This window comes from Pseudarthrobacter scleromae (assembly GCF_014644515.1).
GTDB classification, from domain to species: Bacteria; Actinomycetota; Actinomycetes; order Actinomycetales; family Micrococcaceae; genus Arthrobacter; species Arthrobacter scleromae.
On the sequence record NZ_BMKV01000001.1, the window covers coordinates 88,407 to 104,232 of the forward strand.

The following is a 15,826-nucleotide window of genomic DNA, read 5'->3' on the forward strand; positions in this document are numbered from 1 at the left end:
GAACTCGTGACTCAAAGCCCAACACTGAGCAGGCGCTCGTCGTCGTCCGCCCCCTCGCTGCCGCGCAAGTCGCGGCAGCGGGGGGCGGATGCCCGCGCCGGCTACACCTTCCTGCTGCCCTGGCTGCTGGGATTCATCGCCCTCACTGTTGGGCCCATGATTTCCTCGCTCTACCTCTCCTTCACCAACTACAACCTGTTCGAGCCGCCCAAGTGGATCGGCCTGGACAACTACACCACCCTCTTCCAGGACGAACGCTTCCTGCAGTCGGTGGGCGTAACGGTCTCCTACGTGGTCTTCGGTACACCACTCAAGCTCGCGGCCGCACTGGCAGTGGCCATGCTGCTGAACAGCAAGCGCCGAGGCCAGGGCTTCTACCGCTCCGCGTTCTACGCCCCGTCCCTGATCGGCGCGTCAGTCTCCATCGCGATCGTCTGGAAAGCCATGTTCGGCGATGCCGGCCCGGTGGACCAGGGCCTGTCCTTCTTTGGGATCAACCTGGGCGGCTGGGTGGGCAACCCGGCCATGACCATGCCCATGTTCATCCTGCTGACCGTGTGGCAGTTCGGCGCCCCGATGGTGATCTTCCTCGCCGGCCTGAAGCAAATCCCGGCGGACCTGTACGAAGCGGCGTCCATGGACGGCGCCGGCCCGATCCGGAAGTTCTTCAACATCACCTGGCCCATGCTCTCCCCGGTGATCTTCTTCAACCTGCTGATGGAAACGATCCACGCGTTCCAGATCTTCGCCTCGGCGTACATCATCTCCAACGGTGAAGGCGGCCCTGCCGGATCCACCCTTTTCTACACCCTTTACCTGTACCTGCGGGGCTTCAGCGACTTCCGGATGGGCTACGCCTCGGCCATGGCCTGGCTCCTGGTGATCGTCGTGGGCATCATCACCCTGATCTTCTTCCGCACGTCCAAGTCCTGGGTCCACTACAGCGGTGATGCAAAATGACAAGCACGGCAACCCCCACCCAGTCCCTCCCGGACGCAGAACTGGCGCACTACAACCCCAAGTCTGAGTCGGCCGGGACCAAGCGCGCCAAGAGCACCGTCTTCCACCTGGTGGCCCTCGCCCTCACGGCGGTGGTCCTGTACCCGGGCCTGTGGATGATCGCCTCGGCCTTCAAACCCAACTCCGAAATTGGCGGCTCCAACACCTCGCTCTGGTCCAACAACTTCAGCTTTGACAACTTTGTCACGGCCATGGACGGCATCGGCGGGGTGTCCACCCTGCAGTTCTTCACCAACTCACTCATCCTGGCCATCGGCGCCGTGGTGGGAACCATCCTCTCGGCGTCCGTGTCAGCGTACGCGTTCGCCAGGATCAAGTTCCCGGGCCGCAGCATCTTCTTCGGCATGATGATCGCAACCCTGCTCCTGCCCTTCCATGTGGTGATCATTCCGCAGTACATCGTGTTCCAGCAGCTGGGCCTGGTGGACACCTACGTGCCGCTGCTGATCGGCAAGTTCCTCGCCGCCGACGCGTTCTTCGTGTTCCTCATGGTCCAGTTCATGCGCAACCTCCCGGCCGAACTGGACGAAGCAGCACGCATCGACGGCGCCGGCCACGTCCGGATCTTCACCTCCATCATGCTGCCGCTGATGAAGCCGGCCCTGATTTCGACGTCGATCTTCTCCTTCATCTGGAGCTGGAACGACTTCCTGGGCCCGCTGCTCTACCTGAACACCCCGGACAAGTACCCTTTGCCGCTGGCCCTGCGGCTCTTCGTGGACCAGACCCAGTCCTCGGACTACGGCGCCATGATCGCCATGTCCGTCCTGGCCCTGCTGCCGGTGCTGATCTTCTTCCTGGTGTTCCAGCGGTACATCGTTGAAGGCGTCTCCACCCAGGGCCTCAAGGGCTAACGGAAAAACGAGACAGAAAATGAGCGTCATGGACAGCACCACACCCGCCCCCAACCACCACGAACCCGTCCCGGTCAACCGCTTCGCGCTGTTCTCCGAGACCCTGCTGGCAGGGGTGCTGGTGCTGGTGCTGTCCCTTCCGCTGGTGACGATCCCCGCCGCATATGCGGCGGGGATCGCCCATCTGGAGCGCCACCTCTCGGGCAGGGACGATTCCGTCCGCGGCCTCTGGGGCACCTTCAAGGCTGCCTTGCCAGGCAGCTGGAAGCTTGGAATCACGACGGCGGCAGCCGCCGTCGTGATTGTCCTTAACCTTTTGCTCGCTTGGGTGGGGCAGCTCCCGGGCCGGGAAGTGGTCCTGCCGGCCACCCTGATCCTCGCGGCCGCCGGGGCAATCCTGCTCCTGCGCACCACCGCAGCGTGGTCCGATGCCGCCGACGCCCACGCGGATGCCCGCGCCGCCTGGCGCTCAGCGCTCGAGGCCGGCCAGGCGCTGTCCCTCAAGGACTGGAGCGGGTCCCTCCTGCTCGCTGCCGCGCTCTTTGGAACCGTGGTGTTCGTCTGGATGCTGGCCGCCCTCTTCGTCGTGGTTCCCGGCACCCTGATCCTGGCGGCTGCGGCCGTCAAACTGCGTTCCACCCGCGCCTGACGCACGTGCTCTTCAACCGCCAGCGTTCCAAGCAGTCCCTCCGCGCCGGTACAAACCAGCCGGCCTGGTACCAGCCCCTGACGCAGCGCAACTACCGCCTCTTCCTGGCACTGGTGTTCACCGGCAGCGTGGGCGTGTGGATGCAGCGGCTCGCGCAGGACTGGCTCGTGCTGCAGCTGACCGGCAGCCCCGCCGCGGTGGGGGTGGCCGTTGCCCTGCAGTTCCTCCCGATGCTGGTGGTGGGACCCCTGAGCGGGCTGCTGGTGGACATGTTTCCCAAGCGCCGGATCATGCTGTGGTGCCAGGCCGTTATCGCCCTCCTGGCCCTTGGCCTCGCGGCGTGGGCGGCGAGCGGGACCATTACCGTCTGGGCCGTATACGCCAGCTGTGTGGCGCTGGGCGTCACGTCGGCCATCAACCAGCCAGCCAGCCAGGTCTTCGTCAACGAGGTGGTGGGCGACGCCAACCTCCGGCCGGCCATCGGCCTCAACAACGCCATCGGCCAGCTGGGAGCCATGGCGGGTCCCGCCGTGGGCGGTGTGGTCATCGCCCAGGCAGGATCGGCTGCTGCGTTCGCGGCGAACTCCGTGCTGTGCCTGCTGGTCCTCTGCCTCATCGCCGCCATCCGCCCTGCCGAGCTGCATTCCAGCACCCGGGCGGCGCGGGGGCGCGGGCAGCTCCTGGCCGGGTTCCGGTACGTCCGGGAACGGCCGTCCCTGCTGTTGATTATCGCCTTGGCCGGGCTCCTGGGAATGTTCGGCATGAACGGCCCTGTGGTGCTGGCCGCCTTCGCCGAACGGGTGTGGCACAACGGCGTCGAAGGCTTCGGCCTGTTCAACACAGTCAGCGCCATCGGGGCCCTGGCCGGTGCACTGCTGGCCGCCAGGCTGCGGAGTCTGGGCCGGAAAGGCATTGTGGCCACTGCAGGGCTCTTCGGCCTGTCCCAGCTGGTGGCGGCCCTGATGCCCACCCTTACCCTGTTCATGGTGATGCTGGTGGTGGTGGGGCTCATGACCCTCCTCTTCCTCACCAACGCGGCCACCGCCGTCCAGCTCGAAGCCGGCCCGGAGATCCGCGGCCGCGTGATGGCCCTCTACCTTCCCCTCCTGCTGGGCGGGCACGCACTGGGAGGCCTCCTGGCGGGCTGGCTCACGGAGCAGTTCGGAGTGCGTACCGGACTGGTGGCCACCGGCGGGCTGGGCATGCTTTCCGCCCTTGTTATTGGGCTGTTGCTGTGGCGGCAAGGGCGCAGGGCGGTTGCCATCCAGTCCTGACAGCTGGCCATCCCAAGGGCATATCTGCTTCCCGGCAAGGGGGTGCTCCGAAGCCTTGACGCGTGCGCCAGCTCACACCTAGGCTGTGGGAAACCGGTTTCTTTCAGGTCCCAGCAACCCGCGCCAAAGGACAAACAATGATGTTTCGCGCCCAGAAATCCCTGCTGCCCAAAGCCGCCGCCGCGGCGGCGGCCCTCTCGCTCGTCCTCACCGGCTGTGGCAGCTCGCCGGAAGCCGAGCAGGACGGGCCGGTGACCCTGCGGTTCAGCTGGTGGGGCTCGGATACCCGGCACAAGATGACGGAACAGCTGATTGAAGCCTTCGAAGCCGAGAATCCCAACATCAACGTCGAAGGGGAGTACGGCGACTGGTCCGGCTACTGGGACAAGCTGGCCACCCAGGTGGCCTCGCAGGATGCCCCGGACATCATCCAGATGGACGCGGCCTACCTGGGTGAGTATTCCGAGCGCGGCGCCCTGCTCGAGCTCAAGGACGTGGACCTGTCAAAGTTCGACCAGCCCGTGGCGGACTCCGGCAAGGTGGACGGCAAGCAGTACGCCGTGACCAGTGGCGTGAACGCGATGGTTGTCCTGGCCAACCCCTCGCTGGTTTCGGCCAGCGGAGTGGCCCTCCCTGACGATGAGGCCTGGACCTGGGAGGACCTCAACGACACCGCAGCGGCCATCACGGCAGCCAGCCCGGACGGCGTCTACGGGACGGGCCAGGTAAACAGCGATGCCGCGGCCAACCTGTGGTTCCGGCAGCACGGCAAGTCGCTGTTCACCCCGGACGGGGAGCTGGGATTCGATGAGGCGGCCCTGGCCGAGTGGTACGGGTACCAGGCGAAGATGCGCGACTCCAAGGCAGTGCCCCCGGCGTCGGTGATCACCGAGGACGCCAGCGCTTCCATTGACCAGCAGGGCTTGTCCACCAACAGGTTTGCCATGAACATGTACTGGTCCAACCAGCTGGGCGCCCTGAGCAAAGCCTCCGGGCAGGACCTCGAGATCCGGCGCCCGCCGAGCCTGGAGGGCAAGGCGTCCGAAGCCCGGCAGTTCTACAAGTCGTCCATGTTCTGGTCCGCCAGCTCCCGGACAAAGCACCCGGTGGAAGCGCAAAAGTTCATCGACTTCGTCACCAACAACCCCGTGGCCGGCGAGATCGGCCTGGCGGACCGCGGCATCCCGGCCAACTCGGACATCCGGGAGGCCATAGCCGCCAAGCTGAGCCCTGCTGACGCCAAGACGGCAGAGTTCATCGATGAAATCTCGGACGAACTCGGAGAGGCCGTGCCGGTGCCGCCCGCCGGGTCCGCCGCCGTGGTGGAGGTCCTGGGCCGCTACTCGCTGGAGGTCCACTTCAGCCGCCTGTCGCCGCAGGACGCGGCAAAGAAGGCCATGGAAGAGGCAAAGAGCGCCCTTCTCTGACCAGTGGTGGCTACGCCCGGGGCGTGAAGCTCCACGTCCCGGCGTGCACCCTGAAATCCCGCGTGGCGTGTGCGGCCGGTCCTGTCCCGGCGGCGGCCCCGCCGTCCGCAGCGAAAGGCACGACGGCGGCATCCGCCGTCGGGTGCGTACCCCCGGAAGCGACTGTGTACTTGCCGGCTGGCAGCCGGACAACGGCCACCGTCCCGGCAGGGACCTTGCATTCCAGCCGCATCTGTCCGCCGTCCCGGGTCCAGCCCGCTTCCACATAGCCGTTGTTCACGGGCACCGTGCCGCTGGCGTGATTTAGCCGGCACAGCGGAGGCTCGATCAGCAGCTCGGAGCCTCCGGGGGAGCTGAACCGGACGCCGAGCAGGTGGTCCAGGATCTCCTTGACCACTGACGCGGACCAGGCGTGGGACTGGCTGTAGTCCGTTCCTTCCACCAGGTCCCAGGCTTCCCAGGTGAAGGTGGCGCCGCGCTCCAGCAGGTTGGCCCAGCCGGGCTGGTCCCTGTCCGTCAGGAGATCCAGCACCGCGTCCGTCATGCCCTGGGAGAGCAGCCCGCGGACCAGCCGGTGGACTGTCAGCGGCCCCTGCTTCATCCCCATCGAGGCGATCCGCAGCGCATCGGCGGAGGCGAACTCCGGAGCGGTGATGCCCAGGGAGAGCGGGAAGGACGCGGCATGCTGGGAGGCGTGCGCGCTGGGTGTGCCATCGGCGTGCAGGCCGTCCACCATCACCCCGTCCACCCGCAGGCGGGTGCGGAATGCGTCAGCCAGCCGGCGGGCGGAGGAGGCGTAACGGACAGCGGCATCATGCTCGCCTGCCACGCTGCAGAGCCGGGCCGTGGACACCAGCGCAGAGTAGGCCTGGGCGTTGACGGTGGTCTTAGCGGCGCACTCCATGTCGTAACCGAACCGCCCGGGTTCGGGCCAGTCCACGATGCCGTGAAGGTAGGGGCCGGAGCCGCCGCCCAGCCGGGTGACCAGTCCCGCCGTCGGCCCTTCCGCCGGAACGTACCGCAACGCGTAGTCGGCGGTGTTGCGCAGGTGCGGCAGCAGTTCCCGGACCAGGCCAAGGTCCCCCGTGCGCAGGTGGTACTCCTCGGCCCACTCAGGGATCATGAGGGAAAAATCAGGAATGTCGCGCTTGCCGTCGCCGTTGGGGTACACGGCGTTGTAGCGGCCGCGGTCCTGCCCCTCGGACCAATAGCGGGCGGCGGACCAGGCGAACTCCCGCAGCGCCTGCGCCGTATAGGCATGCTCCCCGAAGAGGGCCATGGTGGCATACGAAATGTTCACCGCGTCCGCCAGGAACTGGCCCTTCTCTCGGGTGGGTGTATCCACGAACTGTTCTTGGACGCCGTACAGGGCCGAGTCGCGCAGCAGCGTAAAAACGCGGTCCGGCATGGGATCCGAGCTGCTGAAACTTCCCTCAGCCGGGTGGTGCCCGTGGACCAGCACGGCCCCGACGCGGGATACCTCGGCGGCCTCCACGCCGGGAAGCTCAAGGTAGCGGAAACCCAGGTGCACCGTGGCGCTGAACTGCTGGGGCCCGGCCGCCTGGGTATAGGGGAAGGACATGTCCGTGTTCTGGCTTGCGGTCTTTCCCGCGTCCACCCGTCCGTCGGGCCGGAGGGCGTAGCCGGCCCGGATCATCACGGTGCGGCCGGGAACTCCGTCCAGGAAGTCCACCTCCGGGCGCCCGGGAAGAACCTGGCCGAAGTCCGCCACCATGGTGCCGTCGTCGGCCGTCAGGAAAGCCGCGGGAGCAACAAACCCGCCGGCCAGGAAGGTCCGGCGCGGGTGCAGCCCGGGGGACACCGTTGAAGGGTGGCGGCCGCAGCTGATGGCCGGCGGCAGGTCCGGGGAAGAAGGGGACGGGGAGGACGGTGCGGCTGCCAGGGCCCGTGCGGCCTGCCCGTCCAGATGTTCCACGGGGTCGCCCTCGTCATTGCGGTAGCCGGACTGCCGGTACGGCGCCTCGCCGGCTGACCACTCCGGCCCGGAACAGAAGGCTTCCCGGCGGCCGTCCGTGTACTGCACGCTGATGCGCACCAACAGGCCGGGGAGCCCGGCGGCACGCCCCTGGCCCGGGCCGTACCAGTGCAGTACTGCCGTTAGGGGAACGGCTGCGCCCGGTGGCTGGGCCGCGAGCAGTCCGGTGACGTCCGCGGCGTCGTAATAGCCTTCGCCCGGATAGCCGAAAGAGGTTGTTGCCAGGCAGGGGACACCGGCCAGGGAGATCTGCGCGTGGTGGTGGGCCGCCATGAACAGCCGCGCCCGGCGCACGGTGCCGGTGAGCTGCAGGGTTGTCCGGAACACGGTCCATTCGTCCGGCTGGCGGTGCGCCGTGGTAGCGGCCCACTGCGCCAGGCAGGCGCGGGCGTGATCCCCGCTGGCGTCGAAGCGGTGGTCCAGCAGCACGCCGCCGGCACTATCCTGGCCGGCGCTGGTGATGCGCAGCGACGCATACTCGGCCTGGCTCCGGGGGCCCTGGTGCAGGGCCGGCTTCCCTGTGAACCCGTGAGCGGCGGGCTCCTGCACCTCCAGCAGGTCCACGCCGTCCAGCGCAACGGTGATGGTGTGGCCATCGTCGGTGACCACGAGGTCCTGCCAGGAGCCGGACACCAGGTCCTTGCCGGGCAGCCGCGCCTGGTAGACCTCCACGTTCCGGTCCGCCCGGGCCCTGGCCAGCTCCTCGGTTTCGGGGACGGCCGGGGCGGGAATCTCCCACACGGGGGCGTGGCGGAGGACCACGTCCCCGGCCGTGTTGAGTTCCAGCAGCAGGCCGGTGCCGGGGCCGCTGCTGCGAAGGATAAGTCCGGCCCACCCCATGACCGGGCGGACGCGGGCTTCGATGCGGATGCTGCGGGCAGGCGGGCAGGGAACCGGCAGGTGGGGTGAGCCCGCCACGCGGAGGGCGTTGTTGAGGATTTCCAGGGGCGCGCGGCCGCCGGGGGCGCGCCGGATCCAGTCGGCCTGCCAGGACGCGTCCGGGAGGCCTGTGCTGAACATCTTCGGAGTAGACCATTCCCCGGGCATTCCTGCGGCGTCGCGGACCCGAACCCGCCACGCGTAGTCCGAGTCGTCGTCGAGCGCAGGCCCGTCATAGTGGACCCCGCGCTGCGCGGGGGAGGGGACCGGACCGGAGCTCCAGAACTTGAGCCCCTGCGAGTCCTCCACCGTGACCTCGTAGCCGGTCTGCAGGGCCCGCGCCGGATCGGAGCCGTCCGGCTGGGCCAGCTGCCAGCTGAACGTGGGCCGGGGTGATGCGGTAAGGCACTCGGCGATGCCCTCCGTCAGCAGGTTCACGGCGTGCAGCTGCCCCCGCACCGAGGCCTGCGTCGTGGAAGGTGCCGGGGTTGTTGCAGGCTGCGGGCGCATCAGGAAGCCGGCACGCTGAAGGCGCAAGGGGCCGATGTTGCCCACGGCAGGCCCAGCTCACTGAACGTGGCGTGCTCGCGGCCAGCGCGTTCCAGGGCCGCCTCAATATCAATCACGACGGCGTGCGCTGCGTCCCCGTCGCCCTCCCACCTGACGTGGGCATCGCCGATGAGCGCGGGCAGCGGAGCGGCCCGGACCGCTTCCAGGACCAGCATGAAGGCACCGCTGTCCGGGAGGGGGCTGATCAGCGGGGATCCGGAATTGCGGTGGGACAGCAGGTTCTCGGTGAGGTCCTCGCGTCCGTACGTCTCCTCGGTGGTGCCCGACGCCGTGGTGACGGTGAGGCGGTCCTCCGTGTAGTGGAACACGGCAGTCCCGGCGGAGCCCTGCAGCGTGACGTAGGGTTCCACGGATTCGGAAGCGCAGATGGTCAGTGCACAAATGATGGGCAGGCCCGAGGCTGTCCGGATGCGGATCACCGAGGTGTCATCCGACTCGATGTCGTTGGCGCGGTACAGTTCGGTCTCCACCGATGCAACGTCGGCCGTGGTCCGTGCCCCCGCAATCCTCAGTGCTGTTGCCACTGCATGGGCCAGGGGATTGGTGGCCACGCCATCCACCACGTCCACGCCGTTGATGCTGCGCTTTCCAGCCCACCGGGAGCGCTTGTAGTAGGCCCGGTCCCGGACCCAGCGGCCCGTGGCGGAAATGCCCTGGAGCGTGCCGAGGGTGCCGGCTGCCACCAGGTTTTCGATTTCCTGCAGGGCGTGGGAGCCGAGGCTCTGGAAACCTATCTGCACGCTCCTGCCGGACGCCGCCGCGGCATCGCAGAGCCGGTTGAAATCGGCCAGGGACGCCACCGGGGGCTTCTCCAGGTACAGGTCCGCATCGGTGCGCAAAGCAGTGAGCGCCAGCGGGGCGTGGGTCTGGATGGGGGTTGCCACGATGACCAGGTCCAGGGCGGTGGTTGCGGACAGCAGTTCGTCGAGTCCCGGGTATACCCGGGCCGAGGCCGGAACGGAGCCGTCTGCCGGCGGCTGCGGATCAGCCACGGCAACGAGCTCGACGGCGCCTGCCGCCTGAAGGTGTTCAAGGTTGCGGAGGTGGTGGGTGCCGAAGCCGTGCACGCCGACCAAAGCCACGCGGGCGGCCTTCCGGCCTGAGGTTCCGGAGGCAGCACCGCGGCCAGCCGTTGCTGCCGCTGCCCAGGCGGGCGCGTCTGGGCTCTGGGTGCCGGTGGGCGTTGCCATGATTCTCCATTTCCGCCCCAACAGGGCACCGTTGTGTGGGCGCACGCGAACTCCAGCAAGCGCTTTCCACCCCTCAGTGTGCGTCATGAGCGTCGCCGGAGTCCAGCTATGTAACGATTCAAAATTTCGCTTGACCTTGCTGCCTGCGTGCGTCTAGATTTTCGAGAAACCGATTACCGGCGTGACGCGGAACACTTTCGCCTTCGCCTCTGCAACGATGGAGAAATGAAGGGAGCTGCGCCATGCTGTCTGGATCGTTCAGTGCCCGGGCCTACTCGTTCTTTGACACCCTCCTGTGGATCGCCTGCCTGAACCTGCTGTGGATCCTCTTTACGCTGCTTGGCCTGGGCGTCCTCGGCGCAGGCCCTGCCACTGCGGCCGCCCAGATCGCCGTGCGGAAGCGCGCACGGGGTGACGCGGCACCGCTGCTCCGCAGCTTCGGCGCGAATTACTTACGGAACTTCGGCCGGGCCAACGTGCTCGCCCTGCCGGTGATGGCGGCGGCAGTTGCGCTGTCCATGAACTGGAACTACTTTTCAGCGTCGGGGGACCTGTTTTCGCAGCTGATGGCGGCGGGCATTTTTGTGGCGGCCATCTTCCTGGCCGGGGCGACCTGTTACCTCTTCCCCCTGTATGCGAGGTACGAGCTTCCCGTGGGGCAGTACCTGCTGACGTCTTCCCGCTTCGCGTTCCGGCACCTCGCCGGAACGGTCATCCTGCTGTTCATTTCCGCTGCCGCGTTCTATGCCAGCACCAGCGTCCCGGGCCTGATCCCGTTCTTCAGTATCGGGGCCTGGCTGTATGTGACCGGCTGGCTGTGCGACCGGTTCTTTACCGCCAATGATGAATCCGTGGCCGGGAATCCGGCGGCCGGAGCGGACATACCCGCGGGGAAGGGCTCCCTCCCGTCGGCCTCCGTGGCCTGACGCCCGGAAGGCTGCGCGGCACCCTTGCCCGGGAGGCGCCGTCGGCCCTCTTTGCTTGCTATCTCTGCTTGAAACGTATCAACGAGACCCCATCAACAATTTTGACCAAACAAAACCCCGAAGAAGTGGAAAAGGAAAACCATGATGCGCAGAAAACTCTCCCTGGCGGCGGCCGTCGTAACGGCCACGGCCATCTCCCTTACTGCCTGCAGCGGCGGCGAAGCCCCGGCAGCGGACCTCAGCACGGTGTCCATCATGGCGCCGTTCCTCGAGGCCCAGCCGCCCAGCGCGGACGGCGCCGTCCAGAAGAAGCTGGAAGAGCTCACCGGCAAGGACATCAACATTACGTGGACCCCCAACGCGTCCTACGAGGACAAGACCAACATCACGCTTGCCTCCTCCGAGATCCCGCACATCATGGTGATCCAGGGCAAGACCCCAGGCTTCGTCAAGAACGCGGAGGCCGGAGCGTTCTGGGACCTGACGGACAAACTCGATGACTACCCGAACCTGAAGACCACCTTCCCGGACATCCAGCAGAACGCCAGCATCAACGGCAAGGTGTACGGCGTGTTCCGCGGCCGCGCCCCTATGCGCGCCGCCGTGATGTTCCGCCAGGACTGGCTGGACAAGCTGGGCCTCGAGGCGCCCAAAACCACCGAGGACCTGTACACGGTGGCCAAGGCCTTCACCGAGCAGGACCCCGACGGCAACGGTCAGGACGACACCTGGGGCATCACCATCCCCAAGTGGGGCGCGCTGGGCAGCAACAGCCCCTACGACCTCATCGAGGAATGGTACGGCGCCGGAAACCGCTGGACCGAGAAGGACGGGAAACTGATCCCCAGCTTCGAAACGGAAGAGTTCCTCGAGGCCAACCGGTTCGTCAAAAAGATGGTGGACGAAAAGCTCATCAACCCGGACTTCGCCACCTTTGACGGCACTAAGTGGAACGAGCCGTTCTTCAACGGCAAGGGCGGCATCATCGTGGACGTCGACTCCCGCGTCAGCGTCCTGGTCAACCTGTTCAAGCAGGCAGATCCCAACAACTACGAGAACAAGGTGGGCTTCGTGGGCAACCTCGAAGGCCCCGACGGCGAACTGCACGCCCACCCCACCGACGGCTACTCCGGCTTCCTCGCCGTGCCGAAGGCCAGCGTCCGCACCGAGGCCGAGCTGGCCAAGGTGCTGGAAGTCCTGAACACCATGAACGGCAAGGACGTGGCCATCCTGCTCAACAACGGGATCGAGGGCGTGAACTTCACCGTGGAGGACGGCAAGGCCGCCAGCATCAAGCCCGAGACTGAGGAGTCAAAGGCCGTCTCCACGGACATCAAGAGCTACGCCCAACTTGGAATGAACGTTGGCGGCAACACTTTCTACCCGGTCAAGCAGCCCACGGAATACGAGCAGCAGGTCTTCGACAAGCGCACGGCAGTGATGGCAGAGGACCTCAAGAGCGCCGTCTACAACCCGGCCGCCCCGTACGTGTCCGCGACCTACGTCTCCAAGGGTGCCCAGCTGGACAACATCGTGGCGGACGCCAGGATCAAGTACCTTGCCGGCCAGATTGACGAGCAGGGGCTGAAGGACGCCATCAAGCTGTGGAACACCAGCGGCGGCGACAAGGTCACGGAAGAGATCAACCAGCTCTGGCAGGACAACAAGTAACAGTCCCGCCCGCACCAGCGGGCTCCGCACGTTTGCTGTGGAGCCCGCCGGTTCAGGACCCACCACCACTTCCAGAAAGGAGGCCCTGAATGTCACAGCTGACAGACGCACTGGCCTCGAACATCGGCCATGGCCAGGGCCCCGGGACGGATGCGGGCAAGAGCTCCAAGCCGCGCAAGCCGCCAAAAGTCCCGCGGGGAAAATTCTCCGTCCATTTTGCGCACTACAAGTGGCTCTACCTGCTGCTGGTGCCGGGGGTGGTGTACTTCGCGGTGTTCCGCTATGCCCCGATGTACGGGGTGTCCATCGCGTTCAAGGACTACGTCCCGTTCCTGGGCGTGAACGGCAGCCCGTGGGTGGGAACCCAGCACTTCCAGGACTTCTTCTCCAACCCGGACTTCCCGCGGCTGCTCGGCAACACCCTGATCCTCGCGTTCCTGAACCTGGGCATCGCCTTTCCACTGACCATTGTCCTGGCGCTGCTGCTGAACGAGGTCCGGCTTTCCATCCTCAAGCGCACGGTCCAGACGCTCGTCTACATTCCGCACTTCCTGTCCTGGACCATCGTGGCGTCGCTGAGCTTCCTGCTGTTCGCCCTGGACTTCGGCCCGTTGTTCCTGTTCCTGAACAACGTGATGGGCACCAACATCGATTTCCTGTCCGACCCCGCCTGGTTCCGGCCGCTGATCGTGCTGCAGGAGATCTGGAAGAACACCGGCTGGGGCACCATCATCTTCCTCGCCGCGCTGGCCACCGTGGACCAGGACCAGTACGAGGCCGCCATCATCGACGGCGCCGGCCGGTTCCGCAGGGTCTGGCACATCACCCTGCCCGGCATCCGTTCCACCATCATCGTGATGCTGATCCTGGCCATCGGGCAGATGCTCAACACCGGGTTCGAACAGATCTACCTGATGACCAACGCCCTGAACCGGTCAGTGGCTGACGTGTTTGACACCTACGTGTACTTCGTAGGCATCACCCAGGGCGCCTACAGCTACTCCACCGCGGTGGGGCTCTTCAAATCCCTGGTGGGCATCGTGCTGATCTTCGGCACCAACGCCCTGGCCAAGCGCTTCAACCAGAGCGGACTGTTCTAATGAAGATTCACAACACCACCGGCGGGCGGATCTTCGACGCCGCGAACTACGTGTTCCTGTCCCTGATCGGCATCATCACGCTGCTGCCGTTCATCTACGTGATCGCAGGGTCCTTCGCCAACGAGGCCGAAATCACCCGGCGCGCGTTCTTCGTCTGGCCCGAACAGTTCACGCTGGGCTCCTACGAGTACATCTTCTCCACCCCTGCGTTCACCAGGGCGCTGGTGACCACCATCCTTGTCACCGCCGTCGGCACCCTGGTCCAGCTCGCGTTCACCGTGACCATGGCCTACCCGCTGGCCAAAAAGACCCTCCGCGGACGGCAGGTCATCCTGTCCCTGGTGGTCTTTGCCATGGTGTTTTCCGGGGGCATGATTCCCACCTTCCTGCTGGTCAAGGACCTGGGCCTGCTGAACTCCTACTGGGCGCTGATCCTGCCGGCGGCCATCAACCCGTTCAGCCTGATCATCATCAAGAACTTCTTCCAGGAACTCCCGCAGGAGCTGGAGGAATCGGCCAAGATGGACGGCGCCACCGAGATCGGTATCCTGTGGCGGATCCTGCTGCCCCTGTCCAAGCCCGTGCTGGCCACCTTCGCCCTGTTCTACGCCGTGGGCATCTGGAACGATTTCATGTCGCCCCTGCTCTACCTCTCCGACAACTCCAAGTGGACCCTCCAGATGTACCTGCGCCAGGTCACGGCGTCATCGGACCTGCTCGGCACAGGCAACGTGGATCCGAACTACATCCCGCCCGAACAGGGCATCAAGTTCGCGGTCATTGTGGTGGCCACCCTGCCCATCCTCATCTTCTACCCGTTCCTGCAGAAGCACTTCGCCAAAGGCATGCTCATCGGCTCCGTCAAGGGCTGAGCCTGCACCACGAGAGAAAGCACAGCATGAAAATCCTGCTCGCCGGAGATTCCACGGTGGCCAACTGCCCCACGCACGAGTACCCCATGAGCGGCTGGGGAGCGCAGCTTGCCCCGCATTCCTATACCTGGGCGGCCGTGCTCAACTTCGCCAAGGGCGGGGCCAGCACGGAGTCCTTCCGCGAGGAAGGGCTGTGGGGCCGCCTGCTGGCGGAGGCCGGGGAGGGGGACCTGGTCCTGATCCAGTTCGGCCACAACGACCAGAAGAAGCAGCACCTCGCGGCCCGGACCGGCTACGCCGCCAACCTGCGCACCATGGCGGGGGAGGTGCAGAATCTGGGGGCGCTGCCCGTACTGTGCACCCCGGTGGAGCGCCGGCACTTCCTGGACGGCCCGTCGTCGGAAGCTGCTGTCCTGGAACAGAGCCTGGAGGACTATCCGGAGGTGGTGCGGGAGATCGCCCTGGAACTGGGACTTCCGGTGCTTGACCTGAACGCGTGGACGCGCGGGCTGTATCTGCAGCTGGGGCGGGAGGAATCGGCGTCGCTCTTCTGCCACTTCGAGCCGGGGTCGCATGCCTACTGGCCGGACGGCCTGGCGGACAACACCCACTTCTCCCAGCAGGGAGCAGCAGTGGTGGCGGGGCACGTTGCCGCCCGGCTCCGGGAGCTGGGCCTGGTGCCCGGCGGCCTGGTGCGTACGACGGCGGGACGCGGCTAGGTGGGCACGCCCGGCCCAGAGGCGAAGGTGCTGTACCGCAACGCCCTCGCGTCCCCGGCGGACGTGCCGGACTGGGTGGCGGAAGGGCCGCTGAGCCTGGGCGCCCACCAAGGCGCCCTGGAACTGTCAGGTTCGCTGGACGACGCGGAATTCGGGGACCATGCGCACTGGACGTTCTGGTGCCCGGTGCAGTTCCCGGACGGCATCCGGATCAGCTGGGAGTTCCTGCCGCTCGAGGAGCCAGGCCTGGCCATGCTCTTCTTCGCTGCCCGGGGGCACGGCGGCCGGGACCTCTTTTCCAGTGGACTCGCGCCGCGGACGGGGTACTACCCGCAGTACCATTCCGGGGACATGGATGCCCTGCACGTCTCCTACTTCCGGCACAAATACGAGTCGGAGCGGGCTTTCCGGACCTGCAACCTTCGGAAGAGCGCCGGGTTCGACCTGGTGGCGCAGGGTGCCGATCCGCTGCCGCCGGCCGGGGACGCGGTTGACTTCTACCGGATGGAGGTGGTGAAGGATGGGCCGCGGGTGGCTTTCGCCATCAACGGGCTGCCGCTTTTTGAGTGGCACGATCCGTCCCCTGACGCGGCCGTGCTGGGCGGCGGATACCTGGGCTTCCGGCAGATGGCCCCGCTCCGGGCGGCGTACCGGAACCTGGTGGTGGAGGAGCTCTAGT

General features: G+C 66.5%; 13 protein-coding genes. 11 read left to right on the plus strand and 2 right to left on the minus strand.

The features are described 5' to 3' along the window. Positions 1–6 precede the first annotated feature (6 nt). The 5 genes from IEX33_RS00390 to IEX33_RS00410 all read left to right on the plus strand — a co-directional run bounded on the left by IEX33_RS00390 (position 7) and on the right by IEX33_RS00410 (position 5,224). Positions 7–960: a carbohydrate ABC transporter permease gene (locus tag IEX33_RS00390; protein WP_188726834.1), complete on the plus strand. Its 954-nt coding sequence runs from the start codon at positions 7–9 to the stop codon at positions 958–960. Beyond that, positions 957–1,874, plus strand: coding sequence for a carbohydrate ABC transporter permease (locus IEX33_RS00395; protein WP_104184688.1), 918 nt, complete (start codon positions 957–959; stop codon positions 1,872–1,874). The genes IEX33_RS00390 and IEX33_RS00395 overlap by 4 nt, the downstream gene beginning before the upstream one ends. 19 nt (positions 1,875–1,893) lie before the next feature. Beyond that, positions 1,894–2,523, plus strand: a complete 630-nt coding sequence (locus IEX33_RS00400; RefSeq protein ID WP_188726836.1) for a Poxvirus protein I5 — start codon at positions 1,894–1,896, stop codon at positions 2,521–2,523. 5 nt (positions 2,524–2,528) lie between these two features. Next, the gene (locus IEX33_RS00405; protein ID WP_188726838.1) at positions 2,529–3,797 is read left to right on the plus strand and encodes an MFS transporter; all 1,269 of its coding nucleotides are present in this window, start codon (positions 2,529–2,531) and stop codon (positions 3,795–3,797) included. Positions 3,798–3,934: 137 nt separating this feature from the next. Further along, on the plus strand, positions 3,935–5,224 hold the full coding sequence (locus IEX33_RS00410) for an ABC transporter substrate-binding protein (RefSeq protein ID WP_188726840.1): 1,290 nt from the start codon (positions 3,935–3,937) through the stop codon (positions 5,222–5,224). A 10-nt stretch (positions 5,225–5,234) separates the two neighbouring features. Here the strand turns inward: IEX33_RS00410 and IEX33_RS00415 are convergent, their stop codons facing one another. Together IEX33_RS00415 and IEX33_RS00420 are read right to left on the minus strand one after the other, a co-directional pair. Then, the gene (locus IEX33_RS00415) at positions 5,235–8,636 is read right to left on the minus strand and encodes a family 78 glycoside hydrolase catalytic domain (protein WP_229675156.1); all 3,402 of its coding nucleotides are present in this window, start codon (positions 8,634–8,636) and stop codon (positions 5,235–5,237) included. After that, positions 8,609–9,859, minus strand: coding sequence for a Gfo/Idh/MocA family protein (locus IEX33_RS00420; RefSeq protein ID WP_188726842.1), 1,251 nt, complete (start codon positions 9,857–9,859; stop codon positions 8,609–8,611). The genes IEX33_RS00415 and IEX33_RS00420 overlap by 28 nt, the downstream gene beginning before the upstream one ends. A gap of 242 nt (positions 9,860–10,101) precedes the next feature. On the opposite strand from IEX33_RS00420, the gene IEX33_RS00425 reads away from it, so the two are divergent. The 6 genes from IEX33_RS00425 to IEX33_RS00450 all read left to right on the plus strand — a co-directional run bounded on the left by IEX33_RS00425 (position 10,102) and on the right by IEX33_RS00450 (position 15,825). Next, positions 10,102–10,785 (plus strand): YesL family protein, encoded by a 684-nt coding sequence (locus IEX33_RS00425; protein ID WP_188726844.1) that lies wholly within the window; start codon positions 10,102–10,104, stop codon positions 10,783–10,785. Between the two features lie 141 nt (positions 10,786–10,926). After that, positions 10,927–12,456: an extracellular solute-binding protein gene (locus IEX33_RS00430; protein ID WP_188726846.1), complete on the plus strand. Its 1,530-nt coding sequence runs from the start codon at positions 10,927–10,929 to the stop codon at positions 12,454–12,456. Positions 12,457–12,545: 89 nt separating this feature from the next. Further along, positions 12,546–13,556, plus strand: a complete 1,011-nt coding sequence (locus IEX33_RS00435; RefSeq protein ID WP_229675157.1) for an ABC transporter permease — start codon at positions 12,546–12,548, stop codon at positions 13,554–13,556. Beyond that, entirely contained in the window at positions 13,556–14,428 is an 873-nt protein-coding gene (locus tag IEX33_RS00440; RefSeq protein ID WP_066278800.1) for a carbohydrate ABC transporter permease, read from the plus strand. Before IEX33_RS00435 ends, IEX33_RS00440 begins: the two co-directional genes overlap by 1 nt. Before the next feature lie 26 nt (positions 14,429–14,454). Beyond that, positions 14,455–15,147 carry a rhamnogalacturonan acetylesterase gene (locus tag IEX33_RS00445; protein WP_188726848.1) on the plus strand — a complete coding sequence of 231 codons (693 nt, stop codon included), beginning with the start codon at positions 14,455–14,457 and terminating at the stop codon, positions 15,145–15,147. Further along, a complete protein-coding gene (locus IEX33_RS00450; RefSeq protein ID WP_188726850.1) occupies positions 15,148–15,825 on the plus strand; it encodes a DUF1961 family protein in 678 nt (225 codons plus the stop codon). The last annotated feature ends 1 nt before the right edge of the window (position 15,826 follow it).

Excerpts from the sequence above, each read along its gene's own strand:
- IEX33_RS00435 (WP_229675157.1), top strand. The coding sequence starts at position 12,546 with ATGTCACAGCTGACAGACGCACTGGCCTCGAACATCGGCCATGGCCAG.
- IEX33_RS00400 (WP_188726836.1), top strand. The coding sequence starts at position 1,894 with ATGAGCGTCATGGACAGCACCACACCCGCCCCCAACCACCACGAACCC.
- IEX33_RS00410 (WP_188726840.1), top strand. The coding sequence starts at position 3,935 with ATGATGTTTCGCGCCCAGAAATCCCTGCTGCCCAAAGCCGCCGCCGCG.
- IEX33_RS00425 (WP_188726844.1), top strand. The coding sequence starts at position 10,102 with ATGCTGTCTGGATCGTTCAGTGCCCGGGCCTACTCGTTCTTTGACACC.
- IEX33_RS00430 (WP_188726846.1), top strand. The coding sequence starts at position 10,927 with ATGATGCGCAGAAAACTCTCCCTGGCGGCGGCCGTCGTAACGGCCACG.
- IEX33_RS00445 (WP_188726848.1), top strand. The coding sequence starts at position 14,455 with ATGAAAATCCTGCTCGCCGGAGATTCCACGGTGGCCAACTGCCCCACG.
- IEX33_RS00395 (WP_104184688.1), top strand. The coding sequence starts at position 957 with ATGACAAGCACGGCAACCCCCACCCAGTCCCTCCCGGACGCAGAACTG.
- IEX33_RS00440 (WP_066278800.1), top strand. The coding sequence starts at position 13,556 with ATGAAGATTCACAACACCACCGGCGGGCGGATCTTCGACGCCGCGAAC.
- IEX33_RS00420 (WP_188726842.1), bottom strand. The coding sequence starts at position 9,859 with ATGGCAACGCCCACCGGCACCCAGAGCCCAGACGCGCCCGCCTGGGCA.